The sequence below is a fragment of the Kitasatospora sp. NPDC032150 genome, assembly GCF_055579945.1.
Genome location: NZ_JBVIMH010000004.1, coordinates 113,112 through 133,076 on the forward strand (window position 1 = coordinate 113,112; position 19,965 = coordinate 133,076).

Sequence of the window (19,965 nt, forward strand, 5' to 3'; positions counted from 1 at the left end):
CACCCCCCTCCCGCCCGTCCGCCGCAGCACGTCCTTGGAGCCCCCGATGAACGCAGTCCTCATCGCCCTCCTGCTGCTGCCCCTGCTCGGTGCCGCCGCCACCCTCGCGCCGCTCGGCGCGGACCCCGAGGCCGCCGACCGGCGCGCACTCCGGCTCGGTACGGCCGTCACCGCCGTCGTCCTGCTGCTCACCGTCGTGCTCGCGACCGGCTTCGACCACGGCACACCGAGCCGGATGCAGGCCGTCACCGACCTGCGCTGGATCCCGGCCATCGGCGTCCGCTTCCACCTCGGCGTGGACGGCATCTCGCTGCCGCTGATCGTGCTCACCGCCCTGCTCACCTTCCTGTGCGCGGTGTACTCGACCAAGCATCTGCCGGGCGGGGAGGGCACCCCGAGCGCCCGCTCCTTCATCGGGCTGCTGCTGCTCCTCGAAGTCGGCATGCTGGCCACCTTCGCGGTGCTCGACCTGGTGCTGTTCTTCCTGGCCTTCGAGATCGTGCTGATCCCGATGTACTTCCTGATCGCCCGGTGGGGGAACGGGCAGCGGGTGATGGCCGCCAACCGGTTCATCCTCTACACGCTGCTCGGCTCGGCCGTGATGCTGCTCGGCTTCCTGGTGGTCGGCACCCAGGCGGGCACCTTCGACATGACCGAGCTCGCCGCCGCCCACGGCAAGGGGCTCAGCCACACCACCCAGGTGATCGCCGCGCTGGCCATCCTGGCCGGCCTGGCGGTGAAGGCCCCCGCCTGGCCGCTGCACAGCTGGCTCCCGGACGCGCACACCTCGGCCCCCACCGTCGGCTCGGTGCTGCTCGCCGGTGTGCTGCTGAAGATGGGTACGTACGGCCTGGTCCGCGTCCTCCTCCCGATCGTGCCGGACGGCACCGCCACCTTCGCCCCCTACCTGGGCGCGCTGGCGGCCGTCGGCATCGTCTACGGCTCGCTGGCCTGCCTGGCGCTTGCCCTCCCCTCCCCCACCGCCACCCTTCTGAGGAATCGCTACGCGACTTCTGATTCGGGCGCCAAGGGCGACCTGAAGCGCCTGATCGCCTACTCCTCCGTCGGCCACATGGGCTTCGTGCTGCTGGGCATCGCCTCCCTCACCCCGGCGGGCGTCAACGGCGCGCTGTTCGCCAACATCGCTCACGGCCTGATCACCGGCCTGCTGTTCTTCCTGGTCGGCGCCGTCAAGGACCGTTACGGCACCGCTGACCTGGACACCCTCTCGGGTGCCACCGGCGCCGCCCTCTACGGCCGGGCACCGCGCATCGGCGCGCTGCTCGCCTTCGCCGCCGTCGCCAGCCTCGGCCTCCCCGGGCTAGCGGGCTTCTGGGGCGAGCTGCTCGCGATGTTCGGCGCCTTCGACCCGGCCGCCGGGCTCTCGCGCCCCGCCTTCGTGACCTACATGGTGATCGCCGGACTCGGCACCCTCCTCACCGCCGCGTATCTGCTGGTCGTGGTCAAACGCGTCTGCATGGGAGACCCCGAGCAGCCCGCCGTGGTCGCCGAGATCCCCGACATCCGCCCGTACGAGGCCGTCAGCTGGATCCCGCTCGCCGCGCTCACCGTGGTGGCCGGGCTCTGGCCGGCCCTCCTGCTGAGCCTGTCCGACCCCGCCGTCAAGCACCTCCTCGGGGGTGGCTGACCGATGCCCGGTACCCCGCTCGGCTCTCACCTCCTCCTGGGGCAGCCCGCCATGACCCTGTCCGCGCCTGATGCGACCTCGCTGGCCGTCGCCAACCCGGGCACGCTCGTGCAGTCGATCGACTGGCTCGCGATCGCGCCCCCGTTGATCGCCGCCCTGGCCGCAATCGGCGTGTTGCTCGCGGACCTCTTCCTCCCGGCGAGGAAGAAGAAGGCCCTCGGCCGGCTCACCGCCGGCGGACTCGCCCTCGCCCTCATCGCACTCCTCCCACTGGCGCGCGGTAACACTCGGTCTACCTTCTGCCTGCGGAACGTAGCAGGCGCCACCGACAATCCGTTGTGCTCCTACGTCGCGGACCACTTCGCGCTGGTCTTCCAGCTGCTGGCACTCGGCGGTGCGCTGATCGCGGCCCTGCTCTCCGTCCACACCGTGGACGAGGAGCGGCTCCCGGGCGGCGAGTACTGGTTCCTGCTGCTCAGCAGCGCCGCCGGCGCCGCCCTGCTGCCCGCCTCCCGCGACCTGGCGACGCTGGTCATCGCGCTTGAGGTGGCCTCGCTGCCGGCCTTCGCACTGGTCGCCCTGCGCCGGGACGGCCGGGGCGCCGAGGCCGCGCTGAAGTTCTTCCTCTCCTCGGTCACCGCGACGGCCGTGATGCTGCTCGGCGTCAGCTTCGTCTACGCCGCCACCGGCAGCCTGCACCTGTCCGCCGTCGCCGACGGCCTGGAGCACGCCCCGGCGCAGCTGAAGCCGCTCGCCGAGGCGGGCGCCGCGCTCACCCTGGTCGGCTTCGCCTTCAAGGTGGCCGCCGTCCCGTTCCACTTCTGGCTGCCCGACACCTACACCGGCGCCCCGGTCCCGGTCGCCGGGTACCTCTCGGTGGTCGGCAAGGCGGCCGGCCTCTCCGGCCTGGTCCTGGTCACCACCGTCGCCTTCCGCCCGTACGGCCACACCTGGGGCCTGGCGCTGGCCGTGCTCGCCGCGCTGACCATGACGGCGGGCAACGTGGCCGCGCTGCGCCAGCGCGGGAACACCGCGCACAGCGCCGTGCGGCTGCTCGCCTGGTCCTCGATCGGCCAGGCCGGCTACCTGCTGGTCCCGCTGGCCGCCGCCGGCTACGCGGGCACGGCCCAGCCGATCGGGGCCACCGCCGCGTACGCGCTGATCTACGGCGTGGTGAACCTCGGTGCCTTCGCCGCGGTCGCCGCCGTCAGCCGCAGCGCCGGCAGCCGGCTGGACGACTACGCGGGTCTGTTCGCCCGGCGCCGCTGGACGGCGCTCGCGCTGGCCTTCTTCCTGCTCTGCCTGGCCGGTCTGCCCCCGGGCGTCGTCGGCCTGTTCGGCAAGGTGGTGGTCTTCCGGGCGGCCGTGGACGCCGGCCTCGGCTGGCTGGCCGTGGTGATGGCGGTCAACGTCGTCATCGCGCTGTACTACTACCTGGTGTGGACCGCGAAGCTGTTCGCCCCGGCGGACGCGGCGGTCACCGATCGCCGCCTGCCGGCCCCGCTGGCGGCCACCCTGGGCGTGACCGCGGTCGTGGCGGTCGTGCTCTCGGTGGCGCCGCAGCTGGTCCTCCAGGTCGCGGGCGGCAGCCTGTTCTGAGCCGCACCCGGACCGACCGGGAGGCCCACCGGAGGGGGCGCGAGGCACCGCACGGGTGCCCGCGCCCTCCGCCGTACCGGTTCGCGGTGCCGGACCCCTGCCCCGGCCCTGGTGGGGCGGAGTGCACAAGGGAACGAAGTCGGCGCGTTCCGCCGTTGATCCAGCAGAGGGATGTGAACCGAAGGCTTCCCACCGCACCATTTGGAGGGCCTGCCGTGCACCGCCGGCACAACGGATTGAGAACGGCCGCGCTGCTCGGCGGCCTGTCCGCGCTGATCCTGGTGATCGGCAGCTTCTTCGGGCGTACCGGTTTCGTGGTCGCCCTGCTGGTCGCCCTCGGCACCAATGCGTACGCCTACTGGAACAGCGACAAGCTGGCCCTGCGCGCGATGCGGGCCCGCCCGGTGAGCGAGATCGAGGCGCCGCAGCTGTACCGGATCGTCCGCGAGCTCTCCACCTCGGCCCGCCAGCCGATGCCCCGGCTGTACATCTCGCCGACTCCGGCGCCGAACGCCTTCGCCACCGGCCGCAACCCGCGCAACGCGGCGGTCTGCTGCACCGACGGCATTCTGCAGCTGCTGGACGAGCGGGAACTGCGCGGGGTGCTCGGCCATGAGCTCAGCCATGTCTACAACCGGGACATCCTGATCTCCTCGGTGGCCGGGGCACTGGCCTCCGTGATCATGTTCCTGGTGAACTTCGCCTGGCTGATCCCGTTCGGGCGGGACGAGGACGACGAGGGGCCCGGGCTGATCGGGCTGCTGCTCATCATGATCCTCGGCCCGCTCGCCGCCACCCTGATCCAGCTGGCCGTCAGTCGCTCCCGCGAGTACCAGGCCGATGCGGACGGCGCCAGGGTCACGGGCGACCCGCTCGCCCTGGCCAGCGCCCTGCGCAAGCTGGAAATCGGCACCCAGCGGGCGCCGCTGCCGCCGGAGCCGCAGCTCCAGACGGCCAGCCACATGATGATCGCCAGCCCGTTCCGCACGGGCGAGGCGGGTACCCGGCTGTTCTCCACCCACCCGCCGATGGCCGAGCGGATCGCCCGGCTGGAGCAGATGGCCGGCTACCACCGCTGACCGGCCACCGCCGGCGTGCGGTCGCGGGGGCACCGCGCCCCGCGGATCAGTCGACGCTCTGCGAGTGGTACGTGCACAGCGCCCAGAGGATGAAGCCGTCGATCGCGATGATCACCAGGGACCAGATCGGGTAGTACGGCAGGAAGATGAAGTTCAGTGCCAGGCCGACGGCGACCACCAGGATGGCGAGCACCCGGGCCCAGGCTGCACCCTTGACCACGCCGTAGCCGATCGCGGCGATGGCCAGGCCCCACACGATGTGGATCCAGCCCCACGCGGTGAGGTTGAACTCGAAGGTGTAGTGCGGGCTGGTCACGTAGATGCTGTCCCTGGACAGCGCCACGATGCCCTGGAGGATCCCCAGCACCCCGTTGACCAGCATCAACACGCCGGCGAACAGCACCACGCTGACGACGGCCTCCGGGCTGTCCAGCCGGGGCTGGTGTCCGGCCGGGGCGGGGCCCGACGGGTTGTGGAGCGGACCAGAAGCCTGGGACATGGCTGCCTCCTTGCTGCTGTGGGGACGCCCCGACATCGGTGAGGCGTCCGTCAGTTGCAGCGTAGGAGGCGTCCACGACCTCGCAACTCGTCGGGCCGGAGCGGCCCGGGCGGCCGGAGTGGCCGGGCCGGCCGGCGACGGCTACCGTCGACGGAAGATCCGCTTGAGCGCGAACACGATCGCGACGATCAGGCCGATCGCGAAGAGGACGATCAGCAGGATCACCACGATCACCGCGATCCCGAGCTTCTTGAAGAAGCCGCCCTTCTTCTTGGCGGTCTTGGCGTCCTTGCCCGCGGCGAGCTGCTGGGTCCGCTGCTGGGCCTGGGCCTGGGCCGGGGCCTGGGTCCCGACGGTGTCCCCGCCAGCGGCCGCGGCGGGCGCGGCGGCCACCGTACGGACCGTCACGGGGGCGGCCTGGGCCGCGGTCTGCTGGCCCAGCAGCAGAGCGGCCAGCAGCAGAGCGGGCACGGCCCCTGCGATGCGGCGTATGTTCACGATCTCTTCCTCGGGTCCTTCGTAAGCGTCGGTGGATCCGGCTCCCCGGCCGGTCCGGCCCGAGGCTACTGGAGACGGAGGTGGAGGTAGGGCAGCAGTCCACGCTCCAGCAGAGCGGTCCGCCAGGCCTCGCGGGCCCGCTTGAGCTCTTCGGACTGGCCCGACGCCGGGGTGTCCGACTGGGCGGCCCGGCGGCGGGCCGCGGTGGTGAGCAGCCCGACGACACCGGCGATGACGCAGATCCCGGCGACCACGACGGCCGCCCAGCCCGCGGTGAGCAGTGAGTCGGCCAGGTGGCGCTGGGACTGGGCCAGTCCCAGCGCGTACCCGAGGAGCAGCAGGATCGCCGCGGCGGTGCCGGTGAGCAGCGGGACCAGGACGGCGAGTACGCCCATCAGACCGCCCGCCCAGTCCTGGTCGATGCTGCGCGGGGCGTCCGGGGCGGCGCTCCCGGCCGCGCCGCGCACCCGCAGGTACTCCAGGTACTCGTCGGCGGCGGCGGCCGCGATCTCGCCGGTCGCCGTCCGGGCGAGGGCCTGGAGCCGCTCGGGGCAGAGGTCCGGGTTCCGTCGCAGCGCGTCCCGGATCTCCGGTCGGGCCAGGGCCTGGCGGAGGGCCAGTTCGAAGTCGGCCCGGTCCTGCTGGGACAGGTTGCTCAGCTGTGGCGGGCGGTTGAGTCGGTCCATGCGTTCCCCCGAAGTCATGGAGGTGAAGGGAGTGACCGTCGGCCTGTCCTGGCCCGCCGGTCCGCTCAGACGTTGACGCCGTAGTCCAGGGCGATGCCGCGCAGGCCGGAGGCGTAACCCTGGCCGATGGCACGGAACTTCCAGTCGGCGCCGAGGCGGTACAGCTCGCCGAAGACCATCGCGGTCTCGGTGGAGGCGTCCTCGGTCAGGTCGTAGCGGGCGATCTCGCTGCCGGTGGCCTGGTCGACCACGCGGATGAAGGCGTTGCGGACCTGGCCGAAGTTCTGCCCGCGGGTGTCGGCGTCGTAGATGGAGACCGGGAAGACCACCTTGGCGACCCCGGCCGGAATGGCCGTCAGGTCGACCTTGATCTGCTCGTCGTCGCCACCGCCGCCGCCGGTGAGGTTGTCGCCGCTGTGCTCGACCGAACCCTCGGGGCTGCGCAGGTTGTTGAAGAAGACGAAGTGCTGGTCGCTGAGCACCCGGCCGGCCTCGGTGCAGAGCAGCGCGCTGGCGTCGAGGTCGAAGTCGGCGCCGGTGGTGGAGCGGACCTCCCAGCCGAGGCCGACGATGACGGCCGTCAGGCCCGGGGCCTCCTTGGTCAGCGAGACGTTGCCGCCCTTGGAGAGCGTGACTCCCATGATGCCCCTCCTGGAGTTCCTGGTGCCGGTCCGGCAGGTGCGGACCTCGGCGGTGCGGCCGCATCTGGAACGGCCGGCCCGGTCAATGAATCTACATCAGTGTAGAGATAGCGAGAATGCAACGACGGGAGAATTGTTTTGCCGGGCCTTGGGGCGGTGTCGGCCCTGGTCGGCGGTGCCCGGCAGGCAGCGCGGCGGGCCTCGGCCGGGCGGTGGGCATCAGCCGTACGACAGCTTGCTGCACGGGTCGTCGGCGGCGGAGCGGGCCGCGTCGCTGACGCTGGTCGGCAACGGTCCGGGCGGAACGGCGGCGGCGCTCGTGCCCCCGCCGTCCGAGGAGGCGAAGTCCCGGCCGAGGATCAGGCTGATACCCGGGTGGTTGACCGCCTCCAGCCGGGAGCCGGGGAAGAGCTGGGCCACCGTCTGCGCCCCGTCCTTCTCGCCGCTGCCGTACTCGACCGTGGTGGTGGCGTGGTCCCGGTCGGCGGCGTTGGCCTTGCCGGTGACCGTGAAGTCGGCCCCTTCCAGCAGGCTCGCGGCCTTGGTGCTCAGACCCGGTGCGGTGGTGCCGTTGTAGACCGTGACCGCGATCCCCGTGCCCTTCGCGGCGGGCGCGGCGGCCGCGGGCGGTGCGGTGGGGGTGCCCCCGGGGCCGGGAGAGCTCGACGCGCCGCCGCCGGCGTCCTGGCCGTCGAGCGTGCGGTCGGCCTTCAGCGCCGCCCAGAGCTGGTCGATGTCGGGGTGTATCAACGAGACCCGGGCGCCGTTGTACCTCCACGGTGCGGTGAGGAACTTGATGTTCTTCAGGTCGATGTCCTTCAGCGACATCGCGAAGGCGAGCAGCTTGTCCGCCGAGCCGAGCCCCGGGTCCACGGTCAGCGACTTGGTGGCCGCGTCGGCGAGCGGGAGCAGGGTGGTCGGGTTCATCCCCTGGCTCTTCACGGTCTTGGCCAGCGAGGAGAGGAAGGCCTGCTGACGCTGCATCCGGCCGATGTCCGAGCCGTCGCCGATGCCGTGCCGCACCCGTACGTAGTCCAGCGCCTGCTGGCCCGACACCTTCTGCGGACCCTTGGCGAAGATCTGCTTGCCCTTGTGGCCCAGGTTGGGGTTGAGGTCGCCCTCGTGGACGTCGTTCGGGACGCAGACGTTCACCCCGCCGACCGCGCTGGTCATCGCCGCGAACCCGGTGAAGTTCACCACCACCGTGTGGTCCATCCGCAGGCCGGTCAGCTTCTCGATGGTGTTCTGGGTGCAGGCCGGGTTGCCCTGCGCGGTGTCGCCCACCGCGAAGGCGCTGTTGAACATGGCGTTGGTCTGCGGTGCCGTCCACTTCCCGTCCGCCTTGCACGGGGGGATGTCCACCAGCGAGTCGCGCGGGATCGAGACGCCCACCGCGTGCTTGTGGTCGGCGTAGACGTGCAACAGGATCGTGGTGTCCGAGCGGGCTCCGATGTCCCCGCCGCCGCCGAGGTCCTTGTTGCTGCCGTCGCGCGAGTCCGAACCGATCAGCAGCACGTTCACCGGGGTGTTGCCGTTGGCGTCCGGGGCGGCCGCCGGCGGGCGGTCCGCGCTGAGGCCGCCGCCGTCGAAGGTGTTGATGTTGGCGTTCAGCCGGTAGTAGACCCCGGCGGTGCCGAGGATCACCAGCGAGAGCGTCGCGGCGCCGGCCCACAGGGCGATCTTCCTCTTGCCGCGCCGTGGCTTCGGGGCCGGGCCGTCGGGTATCCCGGGGCGGCCCTCGGGGGCGGGTCGGCTGCGTGGAGGCGTACGCGAATCCGAGCCGGTCATGCGCGCAACCTTTCGCGGCGGGGTGCGGAGTGAATCGCCGCGCGGGCGGCGCGCAGGCGTGGCCGGCGCGGTGCGGACGGGCGAGGGCGGCGGGCAGGCTCGACGATGGGCCCCCCGATTTTCTTCTACAGTGGTGTAGAAGACGAGCGAAGCATACAAAGCCGACACGGTGAAGTCACCCCGGCCGGTTCCACCAAGGGGTGTGACGCGGCGTCGGGCGCCGTGGCGGGCAGCCCTGGCCCCACCGTGCGCCGGGCTCCGGGGGCGCCCGCCTGGGCTCCGGGTCGGCCCGTGGTCCGAACCCGCTCAGTAGGATGGAGGCCGCGCCCCGCCCGGCGGCGCCGCGGCGGCGGAGGGATGAGGTCATCGCCATGGACGAGGAGCTGAACGCACCGGCGAGGGACCCCAGGGTGCGCCGTCGCGGGCAGGGTGAACTGGAGGCCCAGGTGCTCGCCGTCCTGCGCGAGGCGCCGGCCCCCGCGACCGCGAGCTGGGTCCAGGAACGCCTCGACGGGGACCTCGCCTACACCACGGTGATGACCATCCTCTCCCGGCTGCACGCCAAGAACGCCGTCTCCCGCACCAGGTCCGGGCGCTCCTATCGCTGGCTCGCCGCCGCCGACGCCGCCGGACTCGCCGCACTGCGGATGCGCAGGGTGCTCGACGGCGAGGACGATCGCGACGCAGTGCTGGCCAGCTTCGTCAGCGCCCTCCTCCCGCACGACGAGGACCTGCTGAGGGCCCTGCTCGACAGCGCCGCGGAGGACGGCACCGGCTGAGCGGGGCGAACCGCCCGCATTCCTCCGCGTCGCGCGGCCGTTGACGGCTTGTTCGGGCACGTGGGGTGCTCGGCGGGCGTCGCGGGCCCGTGGTGTGCGCGGCAGGGCCGGCGCTTCGGCGGGGCGCCACGTGGGAAGCTGGACGGTGTGAAGCTCATCGACTTCGTGCTCAACGTGCTCTGGCTGGTCTTCTGCGGGATCTGGATGGCCATCGGCTATGCCGTCGCCGGGATCGTCTGCTTCGTGCTCGTCGTGACCATCCCGTTCGGCATCGCCAGCTTCCGGATAGCCGGGTACGTGCTGTGGCCGTTCGGGCGGACGACGGTGGAGCGGCCCGACGCCGGGGCGGGGTCGTTCATCGGCAATGTGATCTGGTTCGTCTTCGCGGGCTGGTGGCTGGCGATCGGGCACCTGGTGACCAGCATCCCGCTGTTCCTGTCGATCATCGGGATCCCGTTCGGCTGGGCCAACCTGAAGCTGATCCCGATCTCGCTGATGCCGCTCGGGCGCGAGGTGGTCTCCACCGACGAGCGCTTCGGCGGGCGCTGAGGCGACGGGCCGGGCGCGCCGGGGCCTCCCGGAGCAGGTTCGGTACGGTGGGGCGCCCCGTTCCACCGAAGGAAGAAGACGCCGCCGTGCCCACCTGGCGCCGTACGCTGACCGCCGCCGGCATCACCGAGGCGCCGGTGCGCGCGGTCTACACCGCCGCCGCCCGACGGGTGGTGCGGCGGGAACAGGCCCCTTACCTGGCACTGCGGTTGCTGGCGGAACCCGCGCTGGTGCCGCACCTGGTCGCCGGGTTGGCGTTCATGAACCTGGTGGACGACGTGGCCGAGAGCGGCCCGGTCGAACAACGGGCCGGAAACCTCCGGGAGTTGGGCGAGCGCACGATGCGGGCGCTGTCCCGCGGGCGCAGTACGGAGCCGGTGCTGGCGGCGTACGCGCACGCGGTGGCCGAGCGGGGGCTGCCGACCTCCTGGGTGTCGGCCTTCCTGGACGGGGCGGCCGCCGTCGAGGCGTCCTTCACCGGCTTCGGCACCGAGGACGACTACCGGGCGTACCTGGACGACTACGCCTGCCCCGGTCTGCTGGTCTTCGCCGGGCTGCAGTACCGGGGCGGGCCGGACGCGCAGGAGGCGGCCGGCTGGCGGCGGTTCGTGGACGCGGCGCAGCGGGTGGACTTCCTGGCCGACCTCGCCGGGGACCTGCGGGAGGGCCGGCTCTGCATCCCGCGCGATCAGCTGGACCGGCACGGGGTCACCCGGGCCGAGCTGGAGCAGGGCGTGGACAGCGGCGCGGTGCGGGCGCTGCTGGCCGAACTGCGCGGGCAGGCGGGAACGGCGCTGGACGCGGCCCGGGACGTGGTCGGGCTGAGCGCGCCCGGACTGCGGCCGGTGGGGCGAGCGATGATCGAGTTGATGGAGTGCCAGTTGCGTGCGGTCGAACGCGCGGGGGCGGGGGCGCTCCGGCGGGACGTGGGGTACGGGGTGGTGGCGCCGCTGCGGGTGCTGGCGCGGGCGCGGCGAACCTCCAGGTGAGCGTCGGCACCCTGCATTCGCCCGCACCCGCCCGTCCCTGTCCCGCCCCGGGAACTCCGGTCGGCCGAACTCCCCGGGGCGGGACGTCAGTCGGTGGGCGGCAGTGCCTCGCGCAGCGCGCGGAACTCCGCCGCCAGCCCGTCCAGCGTGTAGTGGGCGTTCAGGCCACTGGGGTTGGGCAGCACCCACACCTCGGTGTCGCCGATCCGCTCCGGCTGCCGGCCGATCCGGGTGCGCGGCCTGCCGAAGGCGGTCCGGTACGCGCCGATCCCCAGCACGGCCAGTACCCGGGGCCGCAGGTGCTCCACCCGCTCCACCAGCGCCGCGCCGCCCTGCCGGTACTCCTCGGTGGTCAGTTCGTCCGCCTTGGCCGTGGTGCGCGCGACGACGTTGGTGATGCCCAGGCCGAGTGCGAGCAACTCCCGCTGCTCGTCCGGCCGGAACTGGCGCGGGGTGAATCCCGAGCGGTGCAGCGCGGGCCAGAACCGGTTGCCGGGACGGGCGAAGTGGTGACCGGTGGCGCCCGACCAGAGACCGGGGTTGATCCCGCAGAACAGCACCCGCAGTCCGGGGGCGGTGACGTCCGGGATGGTGGTGTCCTGGGCGGCGGCGAGCTGCTCGGGGGTGGGGCGGATCGGCTTGGTCACCGGGTCAGTCTGCCGGGCCGGGACCCGGCACCGCCGAGCGGCCCCGCATTCCCGGGACTTGGTTCCGGATGTCCTGACTCGGCCGGAACTTGGCAGAAGATCTAATAAATAGTCAGTTCGAATATTCCTGTGGCCCGTTATGCCGTAAGTAGCGCAGAATGACTGAGTGTCATACGAACTCAGAGCGCTGATCGCCTCGGTCGAACTGGCCAATGTAGTGGCCGCGGAGGTCCGGCTCGCGCGGGCTGTGCAGCTGCAGCAGGAGCTGGCCCTGATCCCGCTGACCGCCGAACTCCTCGACTCCCTAGACCAGCCCGAGGGCGCGGTGGTGGCGGGCTTCACCTTCTTCCCCCGGGGGTTCGAGCGCAGGCTGAACGCGTGGTCCAAGGCCGGCCCGATCGCCTGTGTCGAGGCCGACTACTTCGGCGGCCGGGGCAGCCAGCAGGGCGCGGTCTGGCTGGACGGGAAGATCGAACTCGGCCCGGTCGGCATAGCGGTCGGTGAGCCCTTCCCGGCCGAAGGCAGTCCGATGTCCCAGGTGCTGCGCCGCCTCGGCGCCCACCGCTCGTGCGGGGCGGACGAGTTCGAGGCGGTCGGCCTCGGCAGGCACCGGCACACGGAGGGCTGGCTGGAGCGCTGACCCGGGCGGCGGGGCGGCCTGTGCTACGGGCGGATCGGCGGGGGCCGGTCTGACGCGCCGGTGCCGGCCGGAGCCCCAGGGGGTCCAGGAGCGTGCCGTGCCCGGCATCCGGCCGGAAGGGGGTGGGCACACCGAGGGCGCAGGCTGTGGTCAGCACTGCGCCCTCGGTGTGCCCCGGCCGGGCGAAAACCAGCGTTTTCGCAGGCCCAGGCCCTGCTTAGCGGTAGTTCACGAACTGGATCGCGAAGTCGAGGTCCTTGCCCTTGAGCAGCGCCTGGACCGTCTGCAGGTCGTCCCGGCTCTTCGAGGTGACCCGCAGCTCGTCGCCCTGGACCTGGGCCTTGACCCCCTTGGGGCCCTCATCGCGGATGATCTTCGCGACCTTCTTGGCATCGTCCTGGGAGATGCCCTCCTTCACGTTCGCGAAGATCTTGTACTCCTTGCCGGAGAGCTGCGGGTCGCCCGCGTCCAGCGCCTTGAGCGAGAGCCCACGCTTGATGAACTTGCTCTGGAGCACGTCCAGGATGGCCTTGACCCGCTCCTCGCCGTTGGCCTTCATCTCGATCTTCTCGCCCGACCGGCTGATCTCGGCGCCGACGTTCTTGAAGTCGAAGCGGGTGGCGATCTCGCGGGAGGTCTGGTTGATCGCGTTGTCGACCTCCTGCCACTCGACCTTCGAGACGATGTCGAAACTGGAGTCGGCCATGTGTGTTGGTCTCCTTGATGCTCTGGCTTCACGGTCCGCCCCCGCCCGCGCGGAGCAGGTGCCGCCCCAGCCTATCCAGCGCCGCACCCGCCCGCCCGCGACAGCCACGCGGTGCCGGCGACAGCCACGCGGTGCCGGGATCGCTTCCGGGCCCGCCGGGTTCCCGACGGCCGCCCACCGAGTGGCGAACCACCCCCATCCATCAGGTATGGTTTACCAAGTCGAACGGGGCGAACCCCGGGAGGCGAAAATCCTGGCTGGTTGCCCGAGCGGCCAAAGGGAGCAGACTGTAAATCTGTCGCGCAAGCTACGCAGGTTCGAACCCTGCACCAGCCACAGGATAGAGAAACGGCCCCTGATCTGCGGAAACGCGGATCAGGGGCCGTTTCTCGTCGTGCGGCGTCGTGCGGCGTCGTACCGCCGCGAAGGCCGTCACGGCAGGTGCTCGGGGCCGGGGCCGCACCGGGGTGGCGGCTCCCGGCCGGGGAGGGTCAGGCCTGGGTCGCGGCGAAGCGGGCCGAGACGTCCTGCCAGTTGACGACGTCCCAGAGGCGGGTGACGTAGTCCGGGCGGACGTTCCGGTACTGCAGGTAGTACGCGTGCTCCCAGGCGTCGAAGGCGAGCAGCGGGGTGGTGCCCTGGCCGACGTTGCCGTGGTGGTCGTAGACCTGCTCGACGATCAGGCGCTTGCCCAGCGGCTCCCAGGAGAGGATGCCCCAGCCGGATCCCTGGACGCCGACGGTGGCGGTGGTGAGTTGCTTCTGGAAGGCCTCGAAGCTGCCGAAGTGCTCGGTGACGGCGTCGGCGAGGGCGCCCTCGGGGCGGTCGCCGCCTTCGGGGGAGAGGTTCTGCCAGAAGAGCGAGTGCAGGACGTGGCCGGAGAGGTGGAAGGCGAGCGTCTTCTGCAGGCCGACCAGGCCGCCGAACTGCTCCTTGTCGCGGGCCTCGGCGAGCTGCTCGACGGTGTCGTTGGCGCCCTTGACGTATGCGGCGTGGTGCTTGGAGTGGTGCAGTTCGAGGATCTCCGCCGACATCGCGCGCTCCAGCGCGGAGTAGTCGTACGGAAGGTCGGGGAGCGTGTACTGAGCCATGGTTGAGAGAGCTCCTAGTCGCTGTGGTTCAGCTGTGCTGCACAGATGTTCGCCGTGCCCGGCCAACACTATTGCGTATAGCTTGCAATTACATCTGAATGGCAGGAGAGTGTTGCCCCGGGGGTGGGCGGCCAGTCAGCCTCCCCGCTGAAGATCGTTCCGGCGTACTGTCGGGGGGCCTTCGCCTGAGCTGATCGTCTTCCCAACCGGCGCCCGCCGGGACACCCGGCCGCTCGCCCCCGCACCCGGTGCGTGCTCCTCGGGGTCCGCCGTCGACGGCCGATCCGTCCACGCGCCGTCAGGGCCGCGTAGGGATCCCCCGCCGCCCCGTCAGGGCTTCGTCAAGGGCGATCGCGCCGCCCGTCGCCGCTGCTTCGCTGGGAGGGACCGAGCCGGAGGGCCGGGCCGGAGCGAGTGGAGGGCGGAGATGGAGCACAGCCGGGAGTACGGCGCGCAGCGCCGTCTGGTGGTCGGCGTCAGCGGATCCCTGGGCAGCCTGGCCGCGCTGCACCAGGCCGTCGCCGAAGCCCGCCGTACCGATGCCGAGGTGCTCGCCGTCCTGGTCTGGGAGCCGCCGGGCGGGGAGCACGGATACCGGCGCTCGCCCTGCCCGCCGCTGATCTCGGCCGTCCGGGCCGCCGCGGTCGGCCGGCTGCGCACCGCGCTGGACGAGGCCTTCGGCGGTGCGCCGGCCGACCTCGGGGCGCGCTTCCGGTCCGAGGTGGTCCGCAGTGAACCCGGTTTCGCCCTGGTGCGGTTGGCGGACCGGCCGGGCGACGTCCTGGTGATCGGCGCCGGAGGCGGCAGCCGACTGCGCCCCTCGGTCGCCCGGTACTGCCTGCGGCACGCCACCTGCCCGGTGCTCGCGGTGCCCAGGCCCGAGCTCCAGCGCGAGCTGGAGCACCGCCGGTACTGGCCGCTCCGCGGCCTCGGCGACCTCCGTGCGCTCTGGCACCCGCGGACGCCCGAAACGGTCGAGGACTTCGAACTCGCCTTCCGGCGCTGAGGGGTGTGCCGTGCGGCTGTACCGGGCCAGGCCCGGTAGCCACTGGTACCGTCCGGTCACCTTCCGGCTGGCGCTGGACATGTCGATGGCGCTCGGGCTCGTCGGCGGTGCCGCACTGGCCGGGGCGCTCGCCGGGGTGGGGGAGTTGCGGCCGAGCTGGTTCGCGCTGGGCGCGTACGCCGTGCTCTGCGGCGTACTGGGTACGGTCTCGCGCCCGCTGGCAGCACCGATGATCGCCGGAGCCGGCTGGCTGTTCTACGACGGCTTCGTCGTCCACCGCTTCGCCGAGCTCGGCTGGGCGGGCCTGGGGACCGAACCGGCCCGCTTCGCGTTCCTCGCCGCCGCCGCCCTGGTCGGCTCGCTCCCGGCCGCCCTCCCGCGCCGCCGGATACGCGTCACCCGGCTCGCCCTGCCCGGGTAGGTCCGGCGGGGCGAGCGAACCCTCGGGGGTGCGCCAGCGCGGGGCCTCCCACCCGCCTCCTCGAACCCCGACGCGCGACCCGCGCGCTCCGGTCCGGTCCGCGCGCTCCGGTCCGGTCCGGTCCGCGCGCTCCGGTCCGGTCCGGTCCGGCCCGGCCCGGAGCGGGCGCCCGTCCGCCCTGCCCCCGACCGGCTCTCCGGCGCTGTGCCCCGCCCGCCCCCTGCTCCCCGCGCCCGTGACGGCACGTCCGCTCGCGCGTCGAGGCGCGCCGCCGGCGCGCGAGCGGACACGCCGTCAACACCGCGTCAGTTCGCCCGGTCGGAGCGTCAAGAAGGCGTCAGGAGAAGCTGTCCGCGCCCCGGCCCCGGCCACGATCGGAGCACACCGAACAATGGAGGTCAGGCCGATGCCCGGCACCGACATGGCGCGCCCGGCGGGTTTCCTCGCCGAGGACGAGGAGCCGCCTGATACCGGCGCCCCGCACGAGGACGCGCACTCCCGCGACAAGCTGACCGTCCTCGGCGGCCTGGCAGCCCTGTCGCTGGACGCGATGGCCTCGGTGGCGTACGGCCCAGAGTCGATCGTGCTGGTGCTGGCCGCCGCGGGGGCGTACGGCCTCGGGTTCACGCTTCCGGTCACCGTCGCCATCGCCGTGCTGCTGGCCGTGCTGGTGGCCTCCTACCGGCAGGTGATCGCCGCCTTCCCGGACGGCGGTGGCTCGTACGCGGTCGCCAAGGCGCACCTCGGCCGCCGGGCCGCGCTGACCGCGGCCGCCTCGCTGGTCATCGACTACATCCTGAACGTGGCGGTCTCCGTCACCGCCGGCGTCGCCGCGCTGACCTCCGCCGTGCCCGAGCTGTACGACCAGCGGGTCTGGCTCTGCCTGGGCGTGCTGGCCCTGGTCACCGTGGTGAACCTGCGCGGGGTTGCCGAGGCCGCCCGGTGGTTCATGGCCCCGACGGCCGTCTTCGTGCTCTCCATCCTGGCGATCATCGTGGTCGGACTGTTCCGGTCCGCGCCCGCCAGCACCGCGGCCGCCGCCGGACACGCCTCCTCCCTGGCGGACGACGCCACCACGGTCGGCGCGCTGCTGCTGCTCAAGGCCTTCGCGGCCGGCTGCTCGGCGCTGACCGGCGTCGAGGCGGTGGCCAACGCCGTCCCGTCGTTCCGCACGCCCGGGGTCAGACGCGCCCAGCGCACCGAGGTCGCGCTCGGCGCGCTGCTCGGCGTGATGCTGATCGGCCTGGCCGTGCTGATCGGCCGGTTCCACCTCCAGCCGGTCGAGGGCGTCACCGTGCTCGCCCAGTTGGCGGACGCCTCGCTCGGCCACGGCTTCGGCTTCTACCTGGTGCAGTTCTCCACCGTGATCCTGCTGGGACTGGCCGCCAACACCTCCTTCGGCGGACTGCCCGTGCTGATGCACCTGCTGGCCCGGGACAACAACCTGCCGCACGTCTTCGCGCTGCGCTCCGACCACCAGGTGCACCGGCACGGCGTGCTCTTCCTCTCGCTGGTCTCGGCGGTGCTGCTGGTCGGCTCCGGCGGTGACGTCAACAGCCTGGTGCCGCTCTTCTCCATCGGCGTCTTCGTCGGCTTCACCATCTGCCAGGTGGGCATGGTCAGGCACTGGAAGGGCGAGCGCGGGCCCGGCTGGCGCGGCAAGGCCCTGCTCAACGGCTTCGGCGCGGTGCTCACCGGCACCGCCACCGTCGTGGTCACCGGCACCAAGTTCACCGAGGGCGCCTGGGGCATCTGCCTCGCGCTGCCGCTGCTGGTCGCGCTGTTCGAGCTGGTGCACCGCAGCTACGACCGGATCGGCGAGCGGCTGGAGCTGGGCCGCCTGCCGGGCCCGGTGACCCGGCAGCGCTCGCTGGTCCTGGTCCCGGTCACCGCGATCTCCCGGCTGACCAGGGACGCCCTGACGGCCGCGGTCTCGCTCGGCGACGAGGTCATGGCCGTCACCGTGGTGCACACCAGCCCGGACGCCGAGGACCGGCAGGCCGCCGAGGCGCTGCGCCGCGACTGGGAGCTGTGGGAGCCGGGCGTCCCGCTGGTCGAGGTGCCGGACGCGCACCGCAGGCTCGGCGCTCCGCTGGCGGCGTACGTCAACGAGCTCAGCGTGGAACGCTCCTATGAGCGGATCACCGTGTTGATCCCCGAGGTCGAGCCCGCCAAGTTCTGGCAGCGCGCGCTGCAGAACCAGCGCGGCGCGGTGATCGACCGGGCGCTGCGCCGCCGGACCGACGCCGCGGTCTGCCGGCTGCGGCTGCGGATGTAGCGCGGGGGCGACGTAGCTGGAAGCGGGCTGTGAACGGGCTGGAAACCGGCTGGAAGATAACCGTTGCCCCATATCCCGATTACAGCTCGACATCTTGACGGACCCTTAACGCCGGGCCCGCAGACCACTGCGGGCCCGGCTCGAGACGCTCGCGCCAACTACTCCGACCTGGGCAAACACTGCTCCAGTCGGGTGAGTGGGCGGCGTGTCGGGGGCCGTACGGGCCCATTAAGACCTCGTTAGAGCGGCCTACGCTCGCTGCTGTGTTCAACGTGCCCCAGGCGCTGAAGCGCCTTGTGATCGGTAAGGCCATGCGCAGCGAGGAGCTGGGCGAGACGCTGCTGCCCAAGCGCCTCGCCCTGCCGATCTTCGCTTCCGACCCGCTCTCCTCGGTGGCCTACGCCACCGAGGAGATCCTGCTGGTGCTCACCGTCGGTGGCACCGCGTTCCTGTACCTGACCCCGTGGATCGCGGCGGCCGTGGTCGCGCTGATGGCGGTCGTGGTGATGTCCTACCGCCAGGTGGTGCACGCCTATCCGGGCGGCGGCGGCTCGTACGAGGTGGTGACCAGGAACCTCGGGGCCAAGCCGGGCCTGGTGGTGGCGGCGGCACTGCTGGTCGACTACGTGATGACGGTCGCGGTGTCGGTGGCCTCCGGTGTGGACAACATCATCTCGGCGTTCCCGGGCATCGACGACTACCGGGTCCCGATGGCCATCGCCTTCGTGGCGCTGCTCGCCGCGATGAACCTGCGCGGAGTGCGGGAGTCGGGCAAGGCCTTCGCCGCGCCGACGTACCTGTTCATCGGCGGAATCCTGCTGATGATCGTGACCGGCGTGATCAAGATGGCCTTCGGGCACGCACCGGTGGCCGCCAGCGCCCACTACGGCATCGCGCCGATCGACCACAACGACACCCTCAAGGGCATCGGTCTGCTGATGCTCGGTCTGCGCGCCTTCGCCTCCGGCTGCACCGCGCTGACCGGGGTCGAGGCGATCTCCAACGGCGTGCCGGCCTTCCGCGAGCCGAAGGCCAGGAACGCCGCCCGGACCATGAGCGCGATGGGCCTGATCGCCGTGGTGATGTTCGTCGGCGTCACCGTGCTGGCACTGGTCGCCAAGGTGCACAAGACCGACGACAGCTGCCAGCTGGTCGGGTACGTCGGCGACTGCCACAGCTACTCCCAGCCGACCGTGATCGCCCAGCTGGCCGCCGCGGTCTTCGGCGGCGACCACAGCATCCTGTTCTACGTGATCCAGGCGGCCACCGCGCTGGTCCTGGTCCTGGCCGCGAACACCGCCTTCAACGGCTTCCCGCTGCTCGGCTCGATCCTCGCCCAGCACAGCTACCTGCCCCGGCAGATGCACACCCGGGGCGACCGGCTGGCCTTCTCGAACGGCATCATCGCACTGGCCGTGGTCAACATCGCGCTGCTGTGGGCCTACAAGGCGAACGTCAACAACCTGATCCACCTGTACATCCTGGGCGTGTTCACCTCCTTCACGCTGTCCCAGATCGGCATGGTCCGGCACTGGAACAAGGTCCTGGACGGGGAGACCGACCCCTCGGTGCGCGGCTCGGCCCAGCGCTCCCGGGTGATCAACGCCTTCGGCGCGTTCACCACCGGCCTGGTGCTGGTGATCGTGATGGCCACCAAGTTCACCGAGGGCGCCTGGCTCGCCGTGGTGGCGGCGCTCGTGCTGTTCGCGATGATGCGCGGCATCCGCAAGCACTACGACTCGGTCGCCGAGGAGCTGGCCGTGGACGACCCCCGCGAGGAGGCGGTCCGCCCGTCCAAGGTCCACGGCATCGTCCTGGTCTCCAAGCTGCACCGGCCCACGCTGCGCGCCCTCGGCTACGCCGAGGCGTTCCGCCCGGACGTGCTGGAGGCCGTGACGGTGGCCGTCGACAAGGACGACACCGAGACGTTGGAGGCCAAGTGGGCGGAGTACGGGATCGAGGTCCCGCTGAAGGCGCTGGACTCCCCGTACCGCGAGGTCACCAAGCCGGTCGTCGCGTACGTCCGCTCGATCCGCCGCACCACCCCCAGGGACGCCGTCGCGGTCTTCATCCCCGAGTACGTGGTCGGCCACTGGTGGGAGCACGTGCTGCACAACCAGTCGGCGCTGTGGCTGAAGAGCCGGCTGCTGTTCACCCCCGGTGTGATGGTGATCAGCGTCCCGTGGCAGCTCACCTCGGCCGGGCGGGCCTACCACCCGACCCGCCGCGCCCCCGGCGCGGTCCGCCGCGGTGAGCCGACGGTGCGGTCCGAGCACGAGAAGCTCCCGGCCCCCGAGAACGCCTGAGGCACGGCGCAGGGCCCGCGAAGCCCCGACCGCTAGAACCCGAGGTGAGCGGTCGGGGCTTCGTTCGTCAACGATGCGTCAAGAGCGGGCAGTCGCCCGCCAAGAGCGCGTAAGC

19 protein-coding genes and 1 tRNA gene are annotated in these 19,965 nt (G+C 72.0%); 12 read left to right on the forward strand and 8 right to left on the reverse strand.

The annotated features are described in order from the left end of the window. Nucleotides 1–46: 46 nt before the first annotated feature. The 3 genes from ACZ5ON_RS06725 (at nucleotide 47) to htpX (ending at nucleotide 4,326) form a co-directional block, all read left to right on the forward strand. Entirely contained in the window at nucleotides 47–1,648 is a 1,602-nt protein-coding gene (locus tag ACZ5ON_RS06725; protein WP_465586364.1) for a complex I subunit 4 family protein, read from the forward strand. Between the two features lie 51 nt (nucleotides 1,649–1,699). After that, nucleotides 1,700–3,247, forward strand: coding sequence for an NADH-quinone oxidoreductase subunit N (locus ACZ5ON_RS06730; protein WP_465586367.1), 1,548 nt, complete (start codon nucleotides 1,700–1,702; stop codon nucleotides 3,245–3,247). A gap of 215 nt (nucleotides 3,248–3,462) precedes the next feature. Beyond that, on the forward strand, nucleotides 3,463–4,326 hold the full coding sequence (gene htpX, locus ACZ5ON_RS06735) for a zinc metalloprotease HtpX (protein WP_465586370.1): 864 nt from the start codon (nucleotides 3,463–3,465) through the stop codon (nucleotides 4,324–4,326). Between the two features lie 46 nt (nucleotides 4,327–4,372). On the opposite strand, the gene ACZ5ON_RS06740 is transcribed toward htpX, so the two are convergent. From ACZ5ON_RS06740 to ACZ5ON_RS06760, 5 genes are all read right to left on the reverse strand, one after another. Then, nucleotides 4,373–4,825, reverse strand: coding sequence for a DUF7144 family membrane protein (locus tag ACZ5ON_RS06740; protein ID WP_465586373.1), 453 nt, complete (start codon nucleotides 4,823–4,825; stop codon nucleotides 4,373–4,375). A gap of 141 nt (nucleotides 4,826–4,966) precedes the next feature. Continuing rightward, nucleotides 4,967–5,323, reverse strand: a complete 357-nt coding sequence (locus ACZ5ON_RS06745) for a hypothetical protein (protein ID WP_465586375.1) — start codon at nucleotides 5,321–5,323, stop codon at nucleotides 4,967–4,969. Between the two features lie 65 nt (nucleotides 5,324–5,388). Beyond that, nucleotides 5,389–6,009: a hypothetical protein gene (locus ACZ5ON_RS06750; RefSeq protein WP_465586378.1), complete on the reverse strand. Its 621-nt coding sequence runs from the start codon at nucleotides 6,007–6,009 to the stop codon at nucleotides 5,389–5,391. Between the two features lie 65 nt (nucleotides 6,010–6,074). Beyond that, nucleotides 6,075–6,650, reverse strand: a complete 576-nt coding sequence (locus tag ACZ5ON_RS06755) for a TerD family protein (protein WP_465586381.1) — start codon at nucleotides 6,648–6,650, stop codon at nucleotides 6,075–6,077. Between the two features lie 219 nt (nucleotides 6,651–6,869). Beyond that, nucleotides 6,870–8,438: an LCP family protein gene (locus ACZ5ON_RS06760; RefSeq protein WP_465586384.1), complete on the reverse strand. Its 1,569-nt coding sequence runs from the start codon at nucleotides 8,436–8,438 to the stop codon at nucleotides 6,870–6,872. Between the two features lie 371 nt (nucleotides 8,439–8,809). Between ACZ5ON_RS06760 and ACZ5ON_RS06765 the strand changes: the two genes are divergently transcribed. The 3 genes from ACZ5ON_RS06765 (at nucleotide 8,810) to ACZ5ON_RS06775 (ending at nucleotide 10,755) form a co-directional block, all read left to right on the forward strand. Next, on the forward strand, nucleotides 8,810–9,217 hold the full coding sequence (locus ACZ5ON_RS06765; protein ID WP_465586387.1) for a BlaI/MecI/CopY family transcriptional regulator: 408 nt from the start codon (nucleotides 8,810–8,812) through the stop codon (nucleotides 9,215–9,217). 147 nt (nucleotides 9,218–9,364) lie between these two features. Then, complete coding sequence (locus ACZ5ON_RS06770; protein WP_344634860.1) at nucleotides 9,365–9,766, forward strand: YccF domain-containing protein; 402 nt, start codon at nucleotides 9,365–9,367, stop codon at nucleotides 9,764–9,766. Nucleotides 9,767–9,852: 86 nt separating this feature from the next. Further along, nucleotides 9,853–10,755 (forward strand): phytoene/squalene synthase family protein, encoded by a 903-nt coding sequence (locus tag ACZ5ON_RS06775; RefSeq protein ID WP_465586390.1) that lies wholly within the window; start codon nucleotides 9,853–9,855, stop codon nucleotides 10,753–10,755. Between the two features lie 86 nt (nucleotides 10,756–10,841). On the opposite strand, the gene mug is transcribed toward ACZ5ON_RS06775, so the two are convergent. Next, nucleotides 10,842–11,402 carry a G/U mismatch-specific DNA glycosylase gene (gene mug / locus ACZ5ON_RS06780; RefSeq protein WP_465586393.1) on the reverse strand — a complete coding sequence of 187 codons (561 nt, stop codon included), beginning with the start codon at nucleotides 11,400–11,402 and terminating at the stop codon, nucleotides 10,842–10,844. A gap of 166 nt (nucleotides 11,403–11,568) precedes the next feature. Here mug and ACZ5ON_RS06785 point away from each other — a divergent pair, with 166 nt between their 5' ends. Beyond that, entirely contained in the window at nucleotides 11,569–12,042 is a 474-nt protein-coding gene (locus ACZ5ON_RS06785) for a hypothetical protein (RefSeq protein WP_465586396.1), read from the forward strand. Nucleotides 12,043–12,259: 217 nt separating this feature from the next. On the opposite strand, the gene ACZ5ON_RS06790 is transcribed toward ACZ5ON_RS06785, so the two are convergent. After that, nucleotides 12,260–12,748, reverse strand: a complete 489-nt coding sequence (locus tag ACZ5ON_RS06790; RefSeq protein ID WP_465586399.1) for a YajQ family cyclic di-GMP-binding protein — start codon at nucleotides 12,746–12,748, stop codon at nucleotides 12,260–12,262. 255 nt (nucleotides 12,749–13,003) lie between these two features. Between ACZ5ON_RS06790 and ACZ5ON_RS06795 the strand changes: the two genes are divergently transcribed. Further along, nucleotides 13,004–13,084: transfer RNA gene (locus ACZ5ON_RS06795), tRNA-Tyr, on the forward strand. 155 nt (nucleotides 13,085–13,239) lie between these two features. On the opposite strand, the gene ACZ5ON_RS06800 is transcribed toward ACZ5ON_RS06795, so the two are convergent. After that, the gene (locus ACZ5ON_RS06800) at nucleotides 13,240–13,839 is read right to left on the reverse strand and encodes a superoxide dismutase (protein WP_465586402.1); all 600 of its coding nucleotides are present in this window, start codon (nucleotides 13,837–13,839) and stop codon (nucleotides 13,240–13,242) included. Between the two features lie 427 nt (nucleotides 13,840–14,266). On the opposite strand from ACZ5ON_RS06800, the gene ACZ5ON_RS06805 reads away from it, so the two are divergent. The 4 genes from ACZ5ON_RS06805 to ACZ5ON_RS06820 all read left to right on the forward strand — a co-directional run bounded on the left by ACZ5ON_RS06805 (nucleotide 14,267) and on the right by ACZ5ON_RS06820 (nucleotide 19,850). Further along, nucleotides 14,267–14,845, forward strand: coding sequence for a universal stress protein (locus ACZ5ON_RS06805; protein ID WP_465586405.1), 579 nt, complete (start codon nucleotides 14,267–14,269; stop codon nucleotides 14,843–14,845). 10 nt (nucleotides 14,846–14,855) lie between these two features. After that, nucleotides 14,856–15,266, forward strand: coding sequence for a hypothetical protein (locus ACZ5ON_RS06810; protein ID WP_465586408.1), 411 nt, complete (start codon nucleotides 14,856–14,858; stop codon nucleotides 15,264–15,266). A gap of 406 nt (nucleotides 15,267–15,672) precedes the next feature. After that, nucleotides 15,673–17,544, forward strand: coding sequence for an APC family permease (locus tag ACZ5ON_RS06815; RefSeq protein WP_465586411.1), 1,872 nt, complete (start codon nucleotides 15,673–15,675; stop codon nucleotides 17,542–17,544). Nucleotides 17,545–17,855: 311 nt separating this feature from the next. Next, nucleotides 17,856–19,850: an APC family permease gene (locus ACZ5ON_RS06820; RefSeq protein ID WP_465587139.1), complete on the forward strand. Its 1,995-nt coding sequence runs from the start codon at nucleotides 17,856–17,858 to the stop codon at nucleotides 19,848–19,850. The last annotated feature ends 115 nt before the right edge of the window (nucleotides 19,851–19,965 follow it).

Excerpts from the sequence above, each read along its gene's own strand:
- ACZ5ON_RS06725 (WP_465586364.1), top strand. The coding sequence starts at position 47 with ATGAACGCAGTCCTCATCGCCCTCCTGCTGCTGCCCCTGCTCGGTGCC.
- ACZ5ON_RS06730 (WP_465586367.1), top strand. The coding sequence starts at position 1,700 with ATGACCCTGTCCGCGCCTGATGCGACCTCGCTGGCCGTCGCCAACCCG.
- ACZ5ON_RS06740 (WP_465586373.1), bottom strand. The coding sequence starts at position 4,825 with ATGTCCCAGGCTTCTGGTCCGCTCCACAACCCGTCGGGCCCCGCCCCG.
- ACZ5ON_RS06750 (WP_465586378.1), bottom strand. The coding sequence starts at position 6,009 with ATGGACCGACTCAACCGCCCGCCACAGCTGAGCAACCTGTCCCAGCAG.
- ACZ5ON_RS06755 (WP_465586381.1), bottom strand. The coding sequence starts at position 6,650 with ATGGGAGTCACGCTCTCCAAGGGCGGCAACGTCTCGCTGACCAAGGAG.
- ACZ5ON_RS06760 (WP_465586384.1), bottom strand. The coding sequence starts at position 8,438 with ATGACCGGCTCGGATTCGCGTACGCCTCCACGCAGCCGACCCGCCCCC.
- ACZ5ON_RS06765 (WP_465586387.1), top strand. The coding sequence starts at position 8,810 with ATGGACGAGGAGCTGAACGCACCGGCGAGGGACCCCAGGGTGCGCCGT.
- ACZ5ON_RS06790 (WP_465586399.1), bottom strand. The coding sequence starts at position 12,748 with ATGGCCGACTCCAGTTTCGACATCGTCTCGAAGGTCGAGTGGCAGGAG.
- ACZ5ON_RS06800 (WP_465586402.1), bottom strand. The coding sequence starts at position 13,839 with ATGGCTCAGTACACGCTCCCCGACCTTCCGTACGACTACTCCGCGCTG.
- ACZ5ON_RS06805 (WP_465586405.1), top strand. The coding sequence starts at position 14,267 with ATGGAGCACAGCCGGGAGTACGGCGCGCAGCGCCGTCTGGTGGTCGGC.
- ACZ5ON_RS06815 (WP_465586411.1), top strand. The coding sequence starts at position 15,673 with ATGCCCGGCACCGACATGGCGCGCCCGGCGGGTTTCCTCGCCGAGGAC.
- ACZ5ON_RS06820 (WP_465587139.1), top strand. The coding sequence starts at position 17,856 with ATGCGCAGCGAGGAGCTGGGCGAGACGCTGCTGCCCAAGCGCCTCGCC.